The sequence below is a fragment of the Agrobacterium sp. 5Ca50 genome, assembly GCF_055381905.1.
Window position 1 is genome coordinate 1,496,206 of sequence record NZ_AP026438.1, and the last position, 14,806, is coordinate 1,511,011.

Below are 14,806 nucleotides of genomic sequence, written 5' to 3' on the forward strand. Positions count from 1 at the left end.
CATGAACCTGATCTGGCCCTGCATCAGATCAGCCATCGGGCTGGCGGCGATTTCCTTCGCCGCCTTCGCGATTATTTCGACAATGCCGTCTGACCCCGTGGCCATTGCCGTGCATGTCTGGAACCTGCCGGCAACAGAGGCAACATTCGCTGCCTTGCGGGCGGAATGGGGGCTGGATCAGCCAATTCCGCTGCGTTACCTGCACTGGCTGCAAGGGTTCGTAGTCGGCGACTGGGGCCGGTCCTTCCGCACCGGCGAGGCGGTGTTTGCTGAGTTTGCCGCGCGCCTGCCGGTCTCGCTGTTCATGGGCCTGTCGGGACTTTTTCTCGCCATGCTGCTGGCCGTGCCGCTTGGCTTTTTTGCTGCGCTCAAACCCGGCGGCATCGTCGACAGGTTCAGCCGCAGCCTGTCTGTGTTCGTGCAGGCCGTTCCGGCCTTCTGGGCGGGGTTGGTGCTGTTATGGGTGCTGGGCGTGCAGTTGAAGTGGATCAGACCCTTCGCCAATGACACGGCATCGATCGTCCTGCCAATTGTGTTGATTGCGCTGCATTCGGTAGCCGTACTGGCGCGGGTCTACCGCCATGATCTCAGGCAAACCGCAACCCTGCCATTTTACGTCACCGCTTTGGCCAAGGGTCTGTCACCCCGCCAGGCGCTGTGGCGCCACGGCCACCACAGCGCGCTTTACGCGCTGCTGTCGGCCGCTCGCTCCGAGGCCGGTTGGGTCATTGGCTCCACCGCAACCATGGAAATCCTGTTCGGCCTGCCGGGCATCAGCCAGTTTCTCGTGCAAAGCATTGCCGCCCGTGACCAGATGGTGTTGCAGGCCTATGTCGTGGTCATTGCGCTGTGGATGCTGCTGATGAATGCGACCGCACGCCTTGCCATGGAATATCTCGATCCGCGAGCCCGCCTATGATCCGTTATCTGTTGCTGGCGCTGATCGCTTTGTTTTTCGTCACCGGCGGCCTCTGGCAACCGCATGATCCGGATGCCGTCAATATTCTGGCCCGCCATGCCGGTGCCAGCAGCCAGCATATTCTCGGCACCGACCATCTGGGGCGGGATCTGTTTTCGCGCATTCTGGCCGGTGGCTGGAGAACCGGCTGCGTCATCTTTGCCGTGGCCTCCATCGGTTTTGTTGTCGGCAGCATAATTGGCACCACCGCCGCCATTCTGGGCGGCTGGCGTGAAAGCATCCTGCTGCGCGCCTGCGAATTTTTCATCATGGTACCCACGCTCATCGTGGCGCTGACGGCCGCCGCGCTGTTTGGCCTGTCACCGCTCAGTGCCGGCGTGGCATTGGGGCTGGCAGGCATTGGCCCGCATTCGCTGCTGGCCCATTCGCTCAGCAAACGGGTGCTGGGCCAGCCCTTCATTCTGGCGGCACGAAGCCTGGGCGTGTCACCGGCCAGAATGATAACCCGCCACCTGCTGCCCAACACCTTGCCGCTGATGTTGACCTATGTCGGCAATCAGGCCGGCCTTGCCATCGTTGCCTATGCGGCGCTGGCCTTTATCGGCCTTGGCGCAGACCCATCAAAACCCGACTGGGGCTCCATGCTGTTTGAATATCGCGTCTTCATCTTCGACCATCCGATGTTGATGATCTGGCCGGGCATTGCCATTGCCATCACGGTCTCGGTGTTGAACTGGACCTTCGATAATTCCGAAATGGATCAGAAACGCCGCCGCCATATCTGATGCCAGCACAGGTTTTCGCGTGTAATTTTTTCCACAATGCAACTCGTTCAGTTTCGTGTCAGCCATCTGGGGCATCGCTGTTGTCACAAACAGGTCAGCCTCAGGGAACACGCCCATGCGCAGTTACTCAACCGTCCAGAAACTTCTCCACTGGAGTGTTGCAGCCCTCGTTGCCTTTAACCTGCTGTTGCCGGATGGCATGAATGCCTGGCACCGTTTGGTCAAACACGGACAGGTGCCACAGCCGTCAGATATATCAGCGGCCAATATCCATGCACTGGTTGGCATTGCCATTCTGTTTCTGGTTGCGGTGCGGCTTGCCATCCGCATCACATCAGGCGTGCCGCCACAGCCACGTGGCCAACCGCCCATCATTCACCGGCTGGCAGGGCTGGTGCATGGTCTGCTCTACGCGCTGTTATTTGCCATGCCGATTTCAGGCATGATGGCCTATTACATGGGCATTGATGTCGCCGGCACGCTGCATGCCGAGGTGCTGAAAACAGCGCTCTGGCTGCTGCTTGGTGCCCATGTCGCAGGCGCTCTTGCCCAGCATTTCTATTTCAAATCTGACGTCTTGCGCCGCATGACTGTGTCTTGAGTGCATCGGCGCAGGGTTGCGCTGCCGTGCTGCCCCCACTTAGGCACGGCAGCGCAACCTGAATCTCGTGAGCACCTGAAGACGTTTCAGCCCACCAGCCCATTCGGCCGGATCAGTGTCGCGCCATCATTGCCCGTGACAGAATTCAGTGTCCCAAAAATAATTATTGACTGATGTGTCAATAATGCTTAGTTTGATCCTATGGCAAGACCAAGAGAATTCGACCGCGACGCGGCGCTGGATAAGGCATTAAGGGTGTTCTGGGCAAAGGGATTTGCCGCGACATCGACCGATGATCTGCGCGAAGCCATGGGCATCGGTCGCCAAAGTCTTTATGGCGCGTTTGGTGACAAACGCACACTTTATCTGGAGGCGCTGGATACCTATCAGCGCCGCACCAATTCCGGCCATGTCAGACGGTTGACCCAGCCTGCGTCACCCATTGAAGGCATCGAAGCCTTACTGGCCGGCTTGGTCGCCGATGATGATGGCGAACGGGCGCTGGGCTGCATGGGCGTTGGCTCGGTGGGCGAATTCGGCGTGACGGATGAGGCGCTGAACGCCCGTCGGCAAAAGGTCGGCTCATTGCTGCACCAACGCATTAGAGAACGCGTGGAAGAGGGGCAGAAACTGGGCGAACTGGATCAAAGTCTCGATGTCGACCAAACGGCGACCTTCATCCAGATGACGATGACGGGTATGCAGTTGGCAGCGCGCGCTGGTTCATCTCTTGATGATCTCAAGGGCATGGCACGTTTTGCTGTTGCCCGTCTGAAAGCCTGAAAAAACCTCTCTAAGACGAGAGGTTTTATTGTGCATAATTATGGACTGATCAGTCAATAAAGGAGACACTGAATGACGATCAATGAACGTAAAACGGCTCTGGTCTTTGGTGGTGCGCGCGGCATTGGCCGCGCTGCTGTCGAACGGCTGGTAGCAGATGGTTTTGATACCGCCTTTACCTACGTCTCACGGCCAGACAGCGCCAATGAACTGGTGGCCCATGTTGAAGCGCTGGGCGGTCGCGCCTTCGCCATTCAGGCAGACAGTGCGGACCCGGCGGCCATACAGTCGGCGGTTGCCAAAACGGTTGACCTGTTAGGAAGTATAGACACGGTGGTGGTCAATGCCGGCATTTTGCGTCTCAATCCAGTGGAAGCCGTCAGCCTGGATGAGCTCAACATGATGCTCGACATCAATATTCGCGGCGTCTTCCTGTCCATTCAGGCCGCCGTGCCACATTTGAAGGATGGCGGCCGGGTCATCACCATCGGCTCCAATGTCGCCATCAGCACTGGTTTTCCCGGCAGCAGTGTCTACCAGCTGACCAAAGCTGCGGTCGCAGCCATGGTCAAGGGCCTGGCGCTTGATCTTGCGCCGCGCCGTATCACTGTCAACAATGTCCAGCCCGGCCCAACCGACACTGACATGAATGCCGGTATCATCGACATGCTGTCGGCCAGAAGCCCGCTGAAACGTGTGGCTGATCCCGCAGAAATTGCTGGCGTTGTGTCTTATCTCGCCGGTTCCGGTTCGTCCTACATGACCGGCGCAAGTTTGACTATTGATGGTGGACTTACCCTGTAGGCCTGCCGCCAACCCCGATCACCGCACGGTCCCGGCCATTTGCCGAACCGTGCGGCAAACCGCCGATCACCTAACGCCTGACTGAGGCTATCTTCGTCTTTCCGATTTTTCATGATCATCATTGACCAACGCCATCGAAATCCGCATATGGTTGCATGATGCAACTATATTGAAAGTTCGTGCCATGGCCGTTGAACCCGCAAGTCAGCTGATTGATCACATCCGCGCCACCTCGCGCCATCTGGTGCGGGAGCTCGGTTTCATGGGCGGTGATTTTGCCGGCACCGACCTGCCACCCTCGGCCGTGCATGCGTTGATTGAAATTGAAAAGGGCGGCATGACGGCGCGTGATCTGGCGCTGATCCTGCGTCTGGAAAAATCAAGTGTCAGCCGCATGTTGCGCAAGCTGGTGGAAGCGGGCGATGTGCGCGAAGCGGCCGGTGAAGAAGACACCCGCACCAAACGCCTGTCGCTGACACCAGCAGGACAACAGCGCGTCGCATCCATTCACGCCTTTGCCCGTGCGCAGGTCTCGTCGGCGCTTGGCCGTCTGCATCAGGGGCAGCATGAGACGGTGCTGGAAGGCATGCGGCTTTACGCCGAGGCGCTGTTGCCACCAGATCAGAAGCCGCCAGACCAAACACCGGAAGACCACAAGCCACAATCAAGCCCGGTCGAGATTGTCACCGGCTATAGACCCGGCATCATCGCTCGCATCACGGAGATGCACGCGCTCTATTATGCCCGCACCAGCGATTTCGGCCAGGCCTTTGAAAGCCGGGTCGCGGGCGGGCTGGCAGAGTTCTGCAGCCGTCTGGAAAACCCGCAAAACCGGATATGGGCCGCGATGCGTGACGGCCAGGTGCGGGGCTCGGTCGCGATCGACGGTGAAGATCTCGGGCAGGGCATTGCCCATCTGCGATGGTTCATCACCGATGATACGCTGCGCGGCGCCGGCGTTGGAAAGAAGCTGCTGGATGCCGCGATGGACTTCGTTGACGCCAATGGTTTTAACGAAACCCATCTGTGGACGTTTTCCGGCCTCAACGCCGCCCGTCACCTCTATGAGGTCAGAGGTTTTGCGCTGGTTGAGGAATATGCCGGTAGCCAGTGGGGCCGCGAGGTGCTGGAACAGCGTTTTGTGCGCAAAACCCCGCATGCCTGATCCAACCGTCATTACCTGACATGACAAAGGCCACCGTATCAGCGGTGGCCTTTTGAAATCAAATTTGTGGCTCAGGCGTTGGTATTTATGCCTTGGCCAGATCGCCGTAACCGGGGCGTTTGTAAAGTGCGGCCTCGTTGGCCGCTATATCTGGGCCGTAGACCGTGGTCTCCCACTCCGGTGGCTCTACCTCGGAAATGGCAACCGAAAGCGATGCATCGGTAGAGCCGAAAATAGCCTTGGCGGCTTCCACCACCTTGGCGGCAAATTCCTGCTTCTGCTCTTCGGTCTTTCCGGGAAACATCTTTACGGAAATATGGGGCATGGTCTTATCCAATCCTTGGCTTTCAGGTTTGCCACATCAATAGGACAGAAAACCCGGTGCTTCCACCGCTTTAAATGCCGCCTGAAAACAAGCCCGGCCAACCTTTGTCGATGGTTGGCCGGGCTGTTGTGCAGGGTCTCAATGTTTCAATTCAGTTGCGGAACTGTTCGTCTGTTACCTGATCGGACCACGCAACATTGGCGCCGTTTTCCATGTAGGACAGGGCAATATGGCGCATCAGTGTTGTGTCGGTTGCGCCATGCCAGTGGCGAATGCCGGGGGCAAACCACACCACGTCGCCCGCCTTGACGTTGCGTTTTTCCGCACCGTCTTCCTGCACCCAGCCGGCACCTTCGGTAATGATCAGAAGCTGCCCACGCGGGTGCGAATACCAAGCGGTGCGTGCACCCGGCGTAAAGGTCACCAGCCCGGTGCTATGGCCATTTTGGTCATTGGCATCAAACATCGGCTCCACAAACACCGTACCGGTAAATTGCTCTTTCGAGGCAAGCATGGATTTTCTGGTGCTGTTTTCGGAGATGATGATGCCTTCGGCCGCAACCGGGCTGCCAAGCGCACTCAATGTCGCAGCAATAGCGATGGTCTTTTTCACGGTTTTTCCTTTGAAATTGGGGTGTCGCCAAGTGGCGACAAAAACGCTGCGTGACGCAAATCAGGTCTTGCGGCTGGCAAAGCTCAGCTTGGCCGGTTTTCAATCACGTCCTTGGCAACGGGCACTGCGGAAAATACGTTTGGCCACCCCGCGTAGAAGGCAAGTGTCGTCAAAAGTTCCGAGGCCTCGGTGGCGGTCAGGCCATTGTCCATTGCCTTGTTCAAATGAAAACCGACCTGCGCCGACTGGCCGTTGGTAATCAGCGATGCCACCGTCACCAGACTGCGGTCACGCGGCGCAAGGCCGGGGCGCTGCCACACATCCTGAAACAGCATGGCGGTGTAATCGACAACGCCTTGCGAGATCGGGCCAACGCTTTCTGCAACACTTTTTGCGCGGTTGTCTTCCGCCGCCTGGTTTATGGGCAGCAGTTCCGGATTTTCCGGTGGCAATTGCTCGGCGGTAATGCCGCGCGCTGCAAACACATCTTTGGCAACCGCAACGGCAGCCGTGGCCTGCGGAAAACCGGCATAAAACGCCAGATGTGTGATGATTTCCGACAATTCGCCAGCCGTCACGCCATTATCAAGCGCCCGCTCGAAATAAAATGGCATCTCGATTGTCTGGCCGCGTGCAATCAGTGCGGCAATGGTCACCACGCTTCTGTCACGTGGCGACATGCCCGGCCGTTTCCAGATTTCATCAAGCACGATTGTCTGGGCATATTTGCCAAGGGCGGGAGAAACCGCACGAATATCGGCAATCGTCAGCGGTTGCGTCATGCTGGCGCGTTTGGTGTCTTCAGCAAATGTCGGGGCGGCTGCAGAAAGCGACATGGACAATGCCGTGGCGGCAAGTTTCTTGTTCATACAGGAATTCCTTCAAAGGTGATGACAACCCTTCAAAGTTAGGTGCGAATTCCCCTGACATTAGAGGCCCAATTTCGATTGGACTTATCGGTCTGCAGCATAAATGCCGGCGCTTAAAACCCCATGATGGCGCGTGCTTCCTGCAGCGATCCGGCCTGATGGTGGGCGTAAAGGTCACGGCTCATCACCATGTCAGGTATCTGGATAACCTTTCCCACACCGGCGTCGATTGCGGCGCGCACGCCAAGGTCGCTGTCGTCAAGCGCCACGCATTTCTCAGGTGTCAGCCCCAAGGTTTCCGCGGCCATGATATAGATGTCAGGCGCAGGCTTGCCACGTTTTACCATATCCACGCCAATAACCGCGTTCATGCGGTGCAACAGGCCGGCATGTTGCAATTTCCATTTGGCGCGGTCCGTCTCGCTGTTGGTGGCGATGGCGCGTGGCAGTTGCTGCTCATCCAGCATATCGAGAAAGTCATGCACGCCGGGGCGCAGCGGAATGGCGTCACGCATGCGTTCATCCATGGCTTCATTCCACGCCCGGTCAAGGGCTGCGCCATCAATGTCACCGCCCAGTTCCTTGCTGATCATGCGGGCGCCGGTGGCGCGGTCCACGCCGACCAGTGCCTGAAAAAAGCTTGGCGCCACGTCAAAACCCATGCCTTTGAGCACGGCAGGACCGACCTCGAATTGCAGTCTTTCCGTGTCGAGCAAAAGCCCGTCCAGATCAAGCAATACGCCGGAAAACTGCAAAGCCATGGTCAAATCCTGTTTTGGTTATATGCCGGGTTTCGAATGTGCCCGGTCTATCCGACATGGCACAGCTAGTCCAGCTTACATGAGACATCTGCAGCAATGGATGGGGAGAGACTTACGGCGCCAGCCCGCCAGCGACCGTCAATATGGTGCCGGACACGAATTTCGCCTCCGGTGAGGCCAGCCAAAGTGCTGCATTGGCAATGTCATCGGGCTGGGCAATGCGGCCAAGCGGCGTCATCCGCGCCACCATATCCGGCCGGTCGGGGTTGCCTTCACGCTGGTGCATGTCGGTTGCCGTAGTGCCAACCCGCACCGCATTGACGCGAATACCGACCGGACCAAGTTCTTTGCCAGCCCCGATCGTCAGGGTTTCCACCGCACCCTTGGAGGCGGCGTAATGCACATATTCACCGGGGCTGCCCAGACTTGCGGCAATCGATGACATATTGATGATGGCGCCGCCATCACCGCCCTGATCGGTGGCCATGCGTTTGACCGCTTCCTGAATGCAATAGACCATGCCGAACACATTGGTGCCGAAAGTGGCAATAAGGCTTTCCGGCTTCAGCTTGTTTATGGTGCTTGCACCACCAATGACACCGGCATTGTTGACGAGACAGGAGAGGGGCCCAAGCAGCTTGTCGCAACTCTCGAACATCTGCGCCACCGCATCACGGTCAGCGACATCGGCCTGCGCGGCAATGGCCCTTGCGCCCTCAGACTTGCAGCGTTCCACCGTCTCACTCGCGCCTTCAGCATCGCTGTTGTAATTGACGCAAACGTCATAGCCGGCCTTGGCAAAGGCAACCGCCGTTGCGGCACCAATTCCCTTGCTTGCGCCGGTAACGAGGACGATGGGGCGGGTGGTCATGTGGCGTAACGTCCCTTGCTGATTGATGGACCATGGTTAGCAGCACTGCACGGCAAACGGAAGCGTGGGGTGGAACTGTAAGGCTTGCGCCTTTACCTCTACCCTTGTGGGAGAGGACGAAAAATCATCATCTTAGCTTGCTAAGTGATAGATTTTTCACGTGAGGGGTTCTGTGTATTTGCGCGCAGTCAATTGATTGACACTGGCGATCCAACAAACTCTCATGCCTTGTGCTTGTCACAAGCATCCAGCCAACGCGCGTCTGCGCGGCGTGAAGAGCTTTTTCATCCCCAAGACTGGGGATGACTAGATTCCCGCAACAAGCGCGGGAATGAGGGTGGTTGGGGCGTCACTCGCTGTGCCGCTAACCCAACCATGTCACCGCATAGTCACGCCAGATGCTGGCCGAAGAAATCGGCAATGCGGTCAAACGGGATCTTGTCCATCCGGTCATAGAGATCCGTGTGGTTGGCATCCGGCACGATCACCAGTTCCTTCGGTTCGGCGGCGGCGGCAAACGCCGTTTCGCTGAAGTAACGCGAATGGGCGTTTTCGCCATGCACCAGCATCACCGGGCGCGGAGAAATCTCGGCAATATAGGTCAGGATCGGCATATTCATGAAGGACAGCGGCGTGGTGCGCGACCATGCGTTGCCAGAGTTGACCGCCCGGGCGTGATACCCACGCGGTGTGCTGTAATAATCATGGTAATCGATCATGAACTGAGGTGAATCCGCCGTTACCTCGGCATTATAGGCTGGCTGGTAGGCTGGGGTACCGTTTTGTGCATCCAGCCAGCGCTGCTGGCCCAGTTGCTCCAGTGTCTGGCTGCGCTGTTCCAGTGTCACGCTGTCATTGTAGCCCTTGGACATGACGCGGGTCATGTCATACATGGTGCTGGCCACCACGGCCTTGACGCGCTTGTCCGCAGCAACTGCATTCAGCGCCATGCCACCCCAGCCGCAAATGCCGATAACGCCAATGCGCTCGCGGTCGACAAAACTTTGCAGGCCGACGTAATCCACCGCCGCGCTGAAATCTTCAGTGTTGATATCGGGCGAGGCGATGTTGCGCGGCTCCCCGCCGCTTTCACCAGTGTAGGACGGGTCAAAGGCCAGCGCTGCAAAACCGCGTTCTGCCATGGTCTGGGCATAAAGGCCTGACGACTGTTCCTTGACCGCGCCAAACGGCCCGCTGATGACCAGAGCAGCCAAAGGTGCGCTTGTGCGGTTCTTTGGCAGGTACAAGTCACCGGCCAGTGTTATGCCGTAGCGGTTTTTGAACGACACCTTCTGATGGTCCACATTTTCGCTTTTGGGAAACACCTTGTCCCATGCATTGTCCTGCGCCAGCGCTGGTGTCACGCCCGCGGCCATCGGCAACAGGCTCATGGTTGCCGCCGTCAACGCGGTAACCTTCATCAGGTTTCGGCGGCTGGTATTGTGGCCATCGGTGGGTTGTTTGTGGTTGCTCATGGCAAGTCTCCTGTGTCGTGGAAGGGGGCAAAAGGGGTTGGATTTAACCGATGCGCTCAATGCGCAGCGCAAATTCACCGGGCACAAGAAGTGCCTCAAAACCATCATCAAAACGGCCAAGCCGGATCAGGCCCGGATGTTTGTAGGCACCGTGGAACATCGCCAGATTGCCCCACGGCATGTAATAACAAAGGTCAAACGGCTGTTCGTTGTCGAAGGGGCCATGACCTTCTGTGGTCAGCTTGCGCGGCAAATAGGCAATCTTTTCATTGCCGCCAAAATCACTGATCTTCAGGTCAAGCGGCAGCATGGATGCAAAGTCGCGCGCCGAGGCATTGTCGTACAGCGTTGCCGTCATGGTGCGGTTTGCAAAACTCAGCTCTATCCTCATGCCCATCTGCTCCTGCCTGTTGGTCTCTTTGCCGGGGCTGCGCTGGCTGAATGCGCGACAGGGGAAAGTGGAGGCGGCAAGAATGGTGGCCAGCAGCGCCCGTCTTTGGGTTTGAGAAATGCGTGCGGTCATGCTGGCCTCCGTGTCACCCGCCATGCGGCCAATGCCAACAGCGACGAGCCGCACAGCAGCAGGGCACTCATCGAAAATGTCGAGCGCCATCCAAGGGCATCGAACACCAATCCGCCAAGCGATGCCCCGGCGGTGATCGCCAACTGAATGACCGCGACCTGCAGGCCGCCGCCTGCCTCGGCATCATCGGCCAGTGTGCGGCTCAACCACGTACCCCAGCCGACAGGCGCTGCAGTGCTTAGAAAACCCCAGCCAACAAGGCAGGCAAAGACCGCAACCGGCCGTTCTCCAACGGCAATCATCAGCCCGGCAATGCAGGCCATCAGCAGCGGAATGGTGGCGAGAATGCTGAACAGGCGGCGTTGCAAAAGCCGGCCAATCATCCACGTTCCGGCCGCGCCCGACAGGCCCATGACCAGCAGGAACAGCGACAGCGTTTCAATTCTGACCTGCGTGACCTGCTCCAGAAATGGCCGCAGATAGGTAAACAGCGTAAACTGACCCATAAACAGCAGCAGTATGGCCGCCATGCCGGTGGCAACAGGCACGCGCAACAACAGCCTGAAAACATTGTGCGACTGGCGGTCAGTGCGGGGTGCAAGGGCAGGCAACCGCACCCACTGCCACAACAGGGCAAGCAGCCCAATCGGCACCACCAGAAAGAACGCGCCGCGCCAGCCGATATAGGCACCGAGAAGGCTGCCAAGAGGCGCGGAAATGGTGGCGGCAATGGCATTGCCCGCATTCAGCAGCGCCAGCGCCTTTGGCACCTCGCGGGCAGAGACCAGCCGCATGACAATGGCTGTCGACATGGCCCAGAAACCACCGATCGACACGCCGAGCAGCGCGCGCCCGACCATCAACAGGGTAAAGGATGGCGCAATGGTCACGATAATGCCTGATATAATCAGCAACCCCGTCAGGCCCAGCACCACGACCCGCCGGTCAAGCCTGCGGGTGAGGGAGGCTATGAACAGGCTGGTCAGAACGGCAAAGATGCCAGACACCGATATGGCCTGACCGGTCGTGCCTTCCGATACGCCAAGATCAACGGCAATGGGCGTCAGCAGACTGACCGGCATGAACTCTGATGCAATCAGCACGAACACGCATAGCGTCATGGAAAGCACGGCACTCCACGCGGCGCGTCTGCCTTCAATGTCTTCATGATAGGTCAGTGTCATCAGATGTTGTCCTCAGCCCAATCCGCTCTCTTGCAGTGAGACAAAGATATTGGCGCAGGACTTTTCGAACAATCCATGCTAATCCGCATGGACTTATCGAAATTCAATATGAATTGAGGCCAGCAATGTTGCGCGAAGACATGAAGGATCTGCTGTGGTTTGTTGAGGTTGCCAGAGAGCAGAGCTTCACCAAGGCCGCCGCCACGCTCGGCACGTCACAATCCACGCTCAGCCACACCATCAAGCAGCTTGAGACGCGGCTTGGGGTGCGCCTGCTGACCAGAACGACCCGCAGTGTGGCCACAACAGAAGCGGGCGAGCGTCTGTTGTTATCGATCGGGCCACGGTTTGAGGGTATCGAAGCCGATCTGGCGAACCTAGTGGCATTTCGGGAAAAACCGTCTGGTACCGTGCGTCTCACACTGTCGGATCATGCGCTGCAAACCACCGTCTGGCCAAAGCTTGGCAATGTCCTGTCGCGATATCCGGACGTCAAGGTCGAGCTTTATAGCGACAATGGCATGCGCAACATTGTCGAGGAACGTTTTGACGCTGGCGTAAGACTGGGCGAAAGTGTCGACAAGGACATGATCGCCGTTCGCATCGGCCCCGACTGGCGGCTGATTGCCGTGGCATCCCCGGATTATTTTGCCCGCCATGCCGCACCGGAAACACCCAAAGACCTTGTGGGCCACAGCTGCATCAATCACCGGCAGGCGACATGGGGTGGTCTTTACGCCTGGGAGTTTGAACAGGATGGCCGTGAACTTCGCGTGCGGGTGGACGGGCAGCTGACCTTCAATTCATCAGTGGCGATGATTGACGCCACGCTGCAAGGGTATGGCATCGCCTATGTCCCGGAAAATCTGGTGGCGGACCATATTGCCGCCGGGCGTCTGGTCAGCGTGCTCACGGACTGGAGCCCACCATTTACCGGTTACCATCTCTATTATCCCAGCCGTCGGCAGATGTCGCCGGCGCTGGCCGTTGTCGTGGATGCACTGCGCCAGCGTGGGTGAGGGCTGTTCGGCCCACCAAACCACCCACTCCACGTCATCCCAGGGCCTGTCCCTGGGATCTAACCACCTATCCGCAACATGTCTGAGCGGTGTGGTTAGATACTCACTACCGCGGCGAGGATGACGTTGGAGAAAGCGGTTGGCACATAGTTTGACACCGAGGGCCACCCCATCTGGCCCTCATGCCTCGTCCTCGGGCTTGACCCGAGGGATGTCACAGGCATCCAGTCGACGCGCGTCTGCGCGGCGAGAAGAGTCTTTACATCCCAAGGACTTGGGCTGGGCCTGGACCCCTGTGACGAGCACAGAGATGAGGGGGAGTATGTGGCTGCCACCGGCACTCCCTCCCTCTACCCTTGTGGGAGAGGAAGAAAAATCATCATCTTAGCTTGCTAAGTGATAGATTTTTCAGGTGAGGGGTTTTGGTTTGATCAGACCGCTCCGTCCATTCGACGTCATCCCAGGGCCTGTCCCTGGGATCTAACCACCTATCCGCAACCGCAATATGTCTGGTTAGCGTGGTTAGATCCTCGCCACCCCAACTGGCCCTCTTTCCTGTACCTGTCACAGGAAACCATGCCAGCTCAAGTCTTTGGCTGACGAGACTCTTTTGTCATGCTGGGCGTCAACTATGTCGCCTGGGTGGCCGATTGGAACGGCCTGCAACAATCCGCGTGGTAGCGGTCAATCACGCACGACAAGTCTTGTGAGAAATACACCGCACTACAACCTACCGTAAATTAAAGTTTGCTTAGGGACTAGACCAATTGCACGCTTTGCGTTAATTCTGAAATCTATCCTTGGTTGTGGGGGTATGTTACAATGTCACCTAAGGTCTATGCGGGTTTTGCCGCCTCTGTATTTATTGCGCTTTTCCTTATTTGTATAATTTTGATGGGCAACAACGCTCATCTGGAGCTTGTCCAGAACGGCTAATACGCTTTTTCGCTGCAACATGTCGGACGCTACAATTTTCGCAAATTGTAGACTGATGGCAGGTCTTGGCGTTAGGTTGAAAATCTATCTTCGGTTGAGTGAGATTGGTTTTTCAGATGCCGTCAGGGCTACGTCGCGTCCTCTATTATTGGGACTGACGTTGCTCCACCCAGCCTCATGCCTCGTCCTCGGGCCTGACCCGAGGACAGAGATGAGGTAGGTTGGGGTACTAGTTCCACCCCTGCCTCTAGCCTCGTGGGTCAGGACTCACTGTACCTGCAAACCATCCAACGCCGCCTTGATGCGAGTGCGCGCATCGTCGTCCAGCGGCAGGATCGGCAGTGGCGGGGCAAATGTGCCAAGGCCCAAAAGCTCGGCAATCACAAACATCACCCGAAAACTGCCAAACTCCTTGAACAGCACCCAGAGCGGTGCAAAGGCGGCATTGAGCTGACCGGCCTTCACGCTATCACCATCCAGTGACGCCTGCGCCAAGGCCAGTGTTTCCACCGGCAGCAACCCGGCAATGACGGAATACCAGGTGTCGCCTCCGGCCAAAAGCGCGGCGGCGCAGCCCCAGTCGCCGCTATACCCGACCTTGAAGGATGCGGGCGTGGCGGCCCTGATGGCCGCCAGTTCACCGGCAAAATCATCGCCATCGGGCAGGGGCATTTTTACCGCAACGACGTTGGGCAGTTGCGCCAGGCGCGCAATCAGCGCCCGCGGAAAGGTGAAACGCGTTGCGCCGGGATTGTTGTAGATCGCCATGGGCAACTGGCCGGCCCCAGCCACTGCTACAAAATGCGTGTAGACTTCCTCATCGCGCAGCGGCGTGTAGGACACCGGCGCCAGCAACAAGCCGTTTGCACCGGCCGCCTTGGCATCGCGCGCCAAGGCCTGTGCCTCATCGGTGCGCAGCGCGCCAACCCCAACAATCACGGGAATGTCGCCACCCACGGTGTTGATGGCGCAGTCCACCGCCCGGCGGCGTTCCTCGCGGTTTAAAAAGGCATAGCCGCCCGTGCTGCCAAGCAGGCCAATCGAGTGCACTTTAGCGTCACGAATGCGGGTCAGAATGCGCGCCAGCGCGTCTGTGTCCACCCGGCCAGCTGCATCGGTGGGCGTGATGGGAAATGCCGAAAGGCCGTCAAAAAGCGACATGGGAATTGGCTT

At 58.1% G+C, this 14,806-nt stretch carries 16 protein-coding genes; 7 read left to right on the forward strand and 9 right to left on the reverse strand.

Going from position 1 to position 14,806, the window contains the following annotated elements:
• The first annotated feature begins 1 nt into the window (after position 1).
• The 6 genes from ACZ5FM_RS07240 to ACZ5FM_RS07265 all read left to right on the forward strand — a co-directional run bounded on the left by ACZ5FM_RS07240 (position 2) and on the right by ACZ5FM_RS07265 (position 5,057).
• The gene (locus ACZ5FM_RS07240; protein ID WP_275641159.1) at positions 2-919 is read left to right on the forward strand and encodes an ABC transporter permease; all 918 of its coding nucleotides are present in this window, start codon (positions 2-4) and stop codon (positions 917-919) included.
• On the forward strand, positions 916-1,704 hold the full coding sequence (locus ACZ5FM_RS07245; protein ID WP_464040170.1) for an ABC transporter permease: 789 nt from the start codon (positions 916-918) through the stop codon (positions 1,702-1,704). Before ACZ5FM_RS07240 ends, ACZ5FM_RS07245 begins: the two co-directional genes overlap by 4 nt.
• Before the next feature lie 115 nt (positions 1,705-1,819).
• The gene (locus tag ACZ5FM_RS07250) at positions 1,820-2,305 is read left to right on the forward strand and encodes a cytochrome b (RefSeq protein ID WP_464040171.1); all 486 of its coding nucleotides are present in this window, start codon (positions 1,820-1,822) and stop codon (positions 2,303-2,305) included.
• 201 nt (positions 2,306-2,506) lie between these two features.
• The gene (locus ACZ5FM_RS07255; protein ID WP_464040172.1) at positions 2,507-3,088 is read left to right on the forward strand and encodes a TetR/AcrR family transcriptional regulator; all 582 of its coding nucleotides are present in this window, start codon (positions 2,507-2,509) and stop codon (positions 3,086-3,088) included.
• A gap of 72 nt (positions 3,089-3,160) precedes the next feature.
• A complete protein-coding gene (locus ACZ5FM_RS07260) occupies positions 3,161-3,892 on the forward strand; it encodes an SDR family NAD(P)-dependent oxidoreductase (RefSeq protein WP_464040173.1) in 732 nt (243 codons plus the stop codon).
• Positions 3,893-4,076: 184 nt separating this feature from the next.
• Positions 4,077-5,057 carry a bifunctional helix-turn-helix transcriptional regulator/GNAT family N-acetyltransferase gene (locus ACZ5FM_RS07265; protein ID WP_464040174.1) on the forward strand — a complete coding sequence of 327 codons (981 nt, stop codon included), beginning with the start codon at positions 4,077-4,079 and terminating at the stop codon, positions 5,055-5,057.
• 85 nt (positions 5,058-5,142) lie between these two features.
• On the opposite strand, the gene ACZ5FM_RS07270 is transcribed toward ACZ5FM_RS07265, so the two are convergent.
• The 8 genes from ACZ5FM_RS07270 to ACZ5FM_RS07305 all read right to left on the reverse strand — a co-directional run bounded on the left by ACZ5FM_RS07270 (position 5,143) and on the right by ACZ5FM_RS07305 (position 11,678).
• Complete coding sequence (locus ACZ5FM_RS07270; protein WP_250982471.1) at positions 5,143-5,382, reverse strand: tautomerase family protein; 240 nt, start codon at positions 5,380-5,382, stop codon at positions 5,143-5,145.
• 151 nt (positions 5,383-5,533) lie between these two features.
• Complete coding sequence (locus ACZ5FM_RS07275; RefSeq protein ID WP_464040175.1) at positions 5,534-5,995, reverse strand: (R)-mandelonitrile lyase; 462 nt, start codon at positions 5,993-5,995, stop codon at positions 5,534-5,536.
• 83 nt (positions 5,996-6,078) lie between these two features.
• On the reverse strand, positions 6,079-6,864 hold the full coding sequence (locus ACZ5FM_RS07280) for a carboxymuconolactone decarboxylase family protein (RefSeq protein ID WP_464040176.1): 786 nt from the start codon (positions 6,862-6,864) through the stop codon (positions 6,079-6,081).
• 113 nt (positions 6,865-6,977) lie between these two features.
• Complete coding sequence (locus ACZ5FM_RS07285; RefSeq protein ID WP_250982468.1) at positions 6,978-7,625, reverse strand: HAD family hydrolase; 648 nt, start codon at positions 7,623-7,625, stop codon at positions 6,978-6,980.
• A 112-nt stretch (positions 7,626-7,737) separates the two neighbouring features.
• On the reverse strand, positions 7,738-8,496 hold the full coding sequence (locus ACZ5FM_RS07290; RefSeq protein ID WP_464040177.1) for an SDR family oxidoreductase: 759 nt from the start codon (positions 8,494-8,496) through the stop codon (positions 7,738-7,740).
• 389 nt (positions 8,497-8,885) lie between these two features.
• The gene (locus ACZ5FM_RS07295; RefSeq protein WP_464040178.1) at positions 8,886-9,971 is read right to left on the reverse strand and encodes an alpha/beta hydrolase; all 1,086 of its coding nucleotides are present in this window, start codon (positions 9,969-9,971) and stop codon (positions 8,886-8,888) included.
• A 43-nt stretch (positions 9,972-10,014) separates the two neighbouring features.
• A complete protein-coding gene (locus ACZ5FM_RS07300; protein WP_464040179.1) occupies positions 10,015-10,494 on the reverse strand; it encodes a cyclophilin-like fold protein in 480 nt (159 codons plus the stop codon).
• Positions 10,491-11,678, reverse strand: a complete 1,188-nt coding sequence (locus tag ACZ5FM_RS07305; RefSeq protein ID WP_259146395.1) for an MFS transporter — start codon at positions 11,676-11,678, stop codon at positions 10,491-10,493. Before ACZ5FM_RS07305 ends, ACZ5FM_RS07300 begins: the two co-directional genes overlap by 4 nt.
• 125 nt (positions 11,679-11,803) lie before the next feature.
• Here ACZ5FM_RS07305 and ACZ5FM_RS07310 point away from each other — a divergent pair, with 125 nt between their 5' ends.
• A complete protein-coding gene (locus ACZ5FM_RS07310) occupies positions 11,804-12,697 on the forward strand; it encodes a LysR family transcriptional regulator (RefSeq protein ID WP_464040180.1) in 894 nt (297 codons plus the stop codon).
• A gap of 1,203 nt (positions 12,698-13,900) precedes the next feature.
• Here the strand turns inward: ACZ5FM_RS07310 and ACZ5FM_RS07315 are convergent.
• Positions 13,901-14,794, reverse strand: coding sequence for a dihydrodipicolinate synthase family protein (locus ACZ5FM_RS07315; RefSeq protein WP_464040181.1), 894 nt, complete (start codon positions 14,792-14,794; stop codon positions 13,901-13,903).
• Positions 14,795-14,806: the final 12 nt, after the last annotated feature.

Coding starts and splice junctions, on each gene's coding strand:
- ACZ5FM_RS07280 (WP_464040176.1), bottom strand. CDS start 6,864: ATGAACAAGAAACTTGCCGCCACGGCATTGTCCATGTCGCTTTCTGCA.
- ACZ5FM_RS07315 (WP_464040181.1), bottom strand. CDS start 14,794: ATGTCGCTTTTTGACGGCCTTTCGGCATTTCCCATCACGCCCACCGAT.
- ACZ5FM_RS07245 (WP_464040170.1), top strand. CDS start 916: ATGATCCGTTATCTGTTGCTGGCGCTGATCGCTTTGTTTTTCGTCACC.
- ACZ5FM_RS07300 (WP_464040179.1), bottom strand. CDS start 10,494: ATGACCGCACGCATTTCTCAAACCCAAAGACGGGCGCTGCTGGCCACC.
- ACZ5FM_RS07285 (WP_250982468.1), bottom strand. CDS start 7,625: ATGGCTTTGCAGTTTTCCGGCGTATTGCTTGATCTGGACGGGCTTTTG.
- ACZ5FM_RS07290 (WP_464040177.1), bottom strand. CDS start 8,496: ATGACCACCCGCCCCATCGTCCTCGTTACCGGCGCAAGCAAGGGAATT.
- ACZ5FM_RS07255 (WP_464040172.1), top strand. CDS start 2,507: ATGGCAAGACCAAGAGAATTCGACCGCGACGCGGCGCTGGATAAGGCA.
- ACZ5FM_RS07260 (WP_464040173.1), top strand. CDS start 3,161: ATGACGATCAATGAACGTAAAACGGCTCTGGTCTTTGGTGGTGCGCGC.
- ACZ5FM_RS07240 (WP_275641159.1), top strand. CDS start 2: ATGAACCTGATCTGGCCCTGCATCAGATCAGCCATCGGGCTGGCGGCG.
- ACZ5FM_RS07250 (WP_464040171.1), top strand. CDS start 1,820: ATGCGCAGTTACTCAACCGTCCAGAAACTTCTCCACTGGAGTGTTGCA.
- ACZ5FM_RS07305 (WP_259146395.1), bottom strand. CDS start 11,678: ATGACACTGACCTATCATGAAGACATTGAAGGCAGACGCGCCGCGTGG.
- ACZ5FM_RS07295 (WP_464040178.1), bottom strand. CDS start 9,971: ATGAGCAACCACAAACAACCCACCGATGGCCACAATACCAGCCGCCGA.
- ACZ5FM_RS07270 (WP_250982471.1), bottom strand. CDS start 5,382: ATGCCCCATATTTCCGTAAAGATGTTTCCCGGAAAGACCGAAGAGCAG.
- ACZ5FM_RS07310 (WP_464040180.1), top strand. CDS start 11,804: ATGTTGCGCGAAGACATGAAGGATCTGCTGTGGTTTGTTGAGGTTGCC.
- ACZ5FM_RS07265 (WP_464040174.1), top strand. CDS start 4,077: ATGGCCGTTGAACCCGCAAGTCAGCTGATTGATCACATCCGCGCCACC.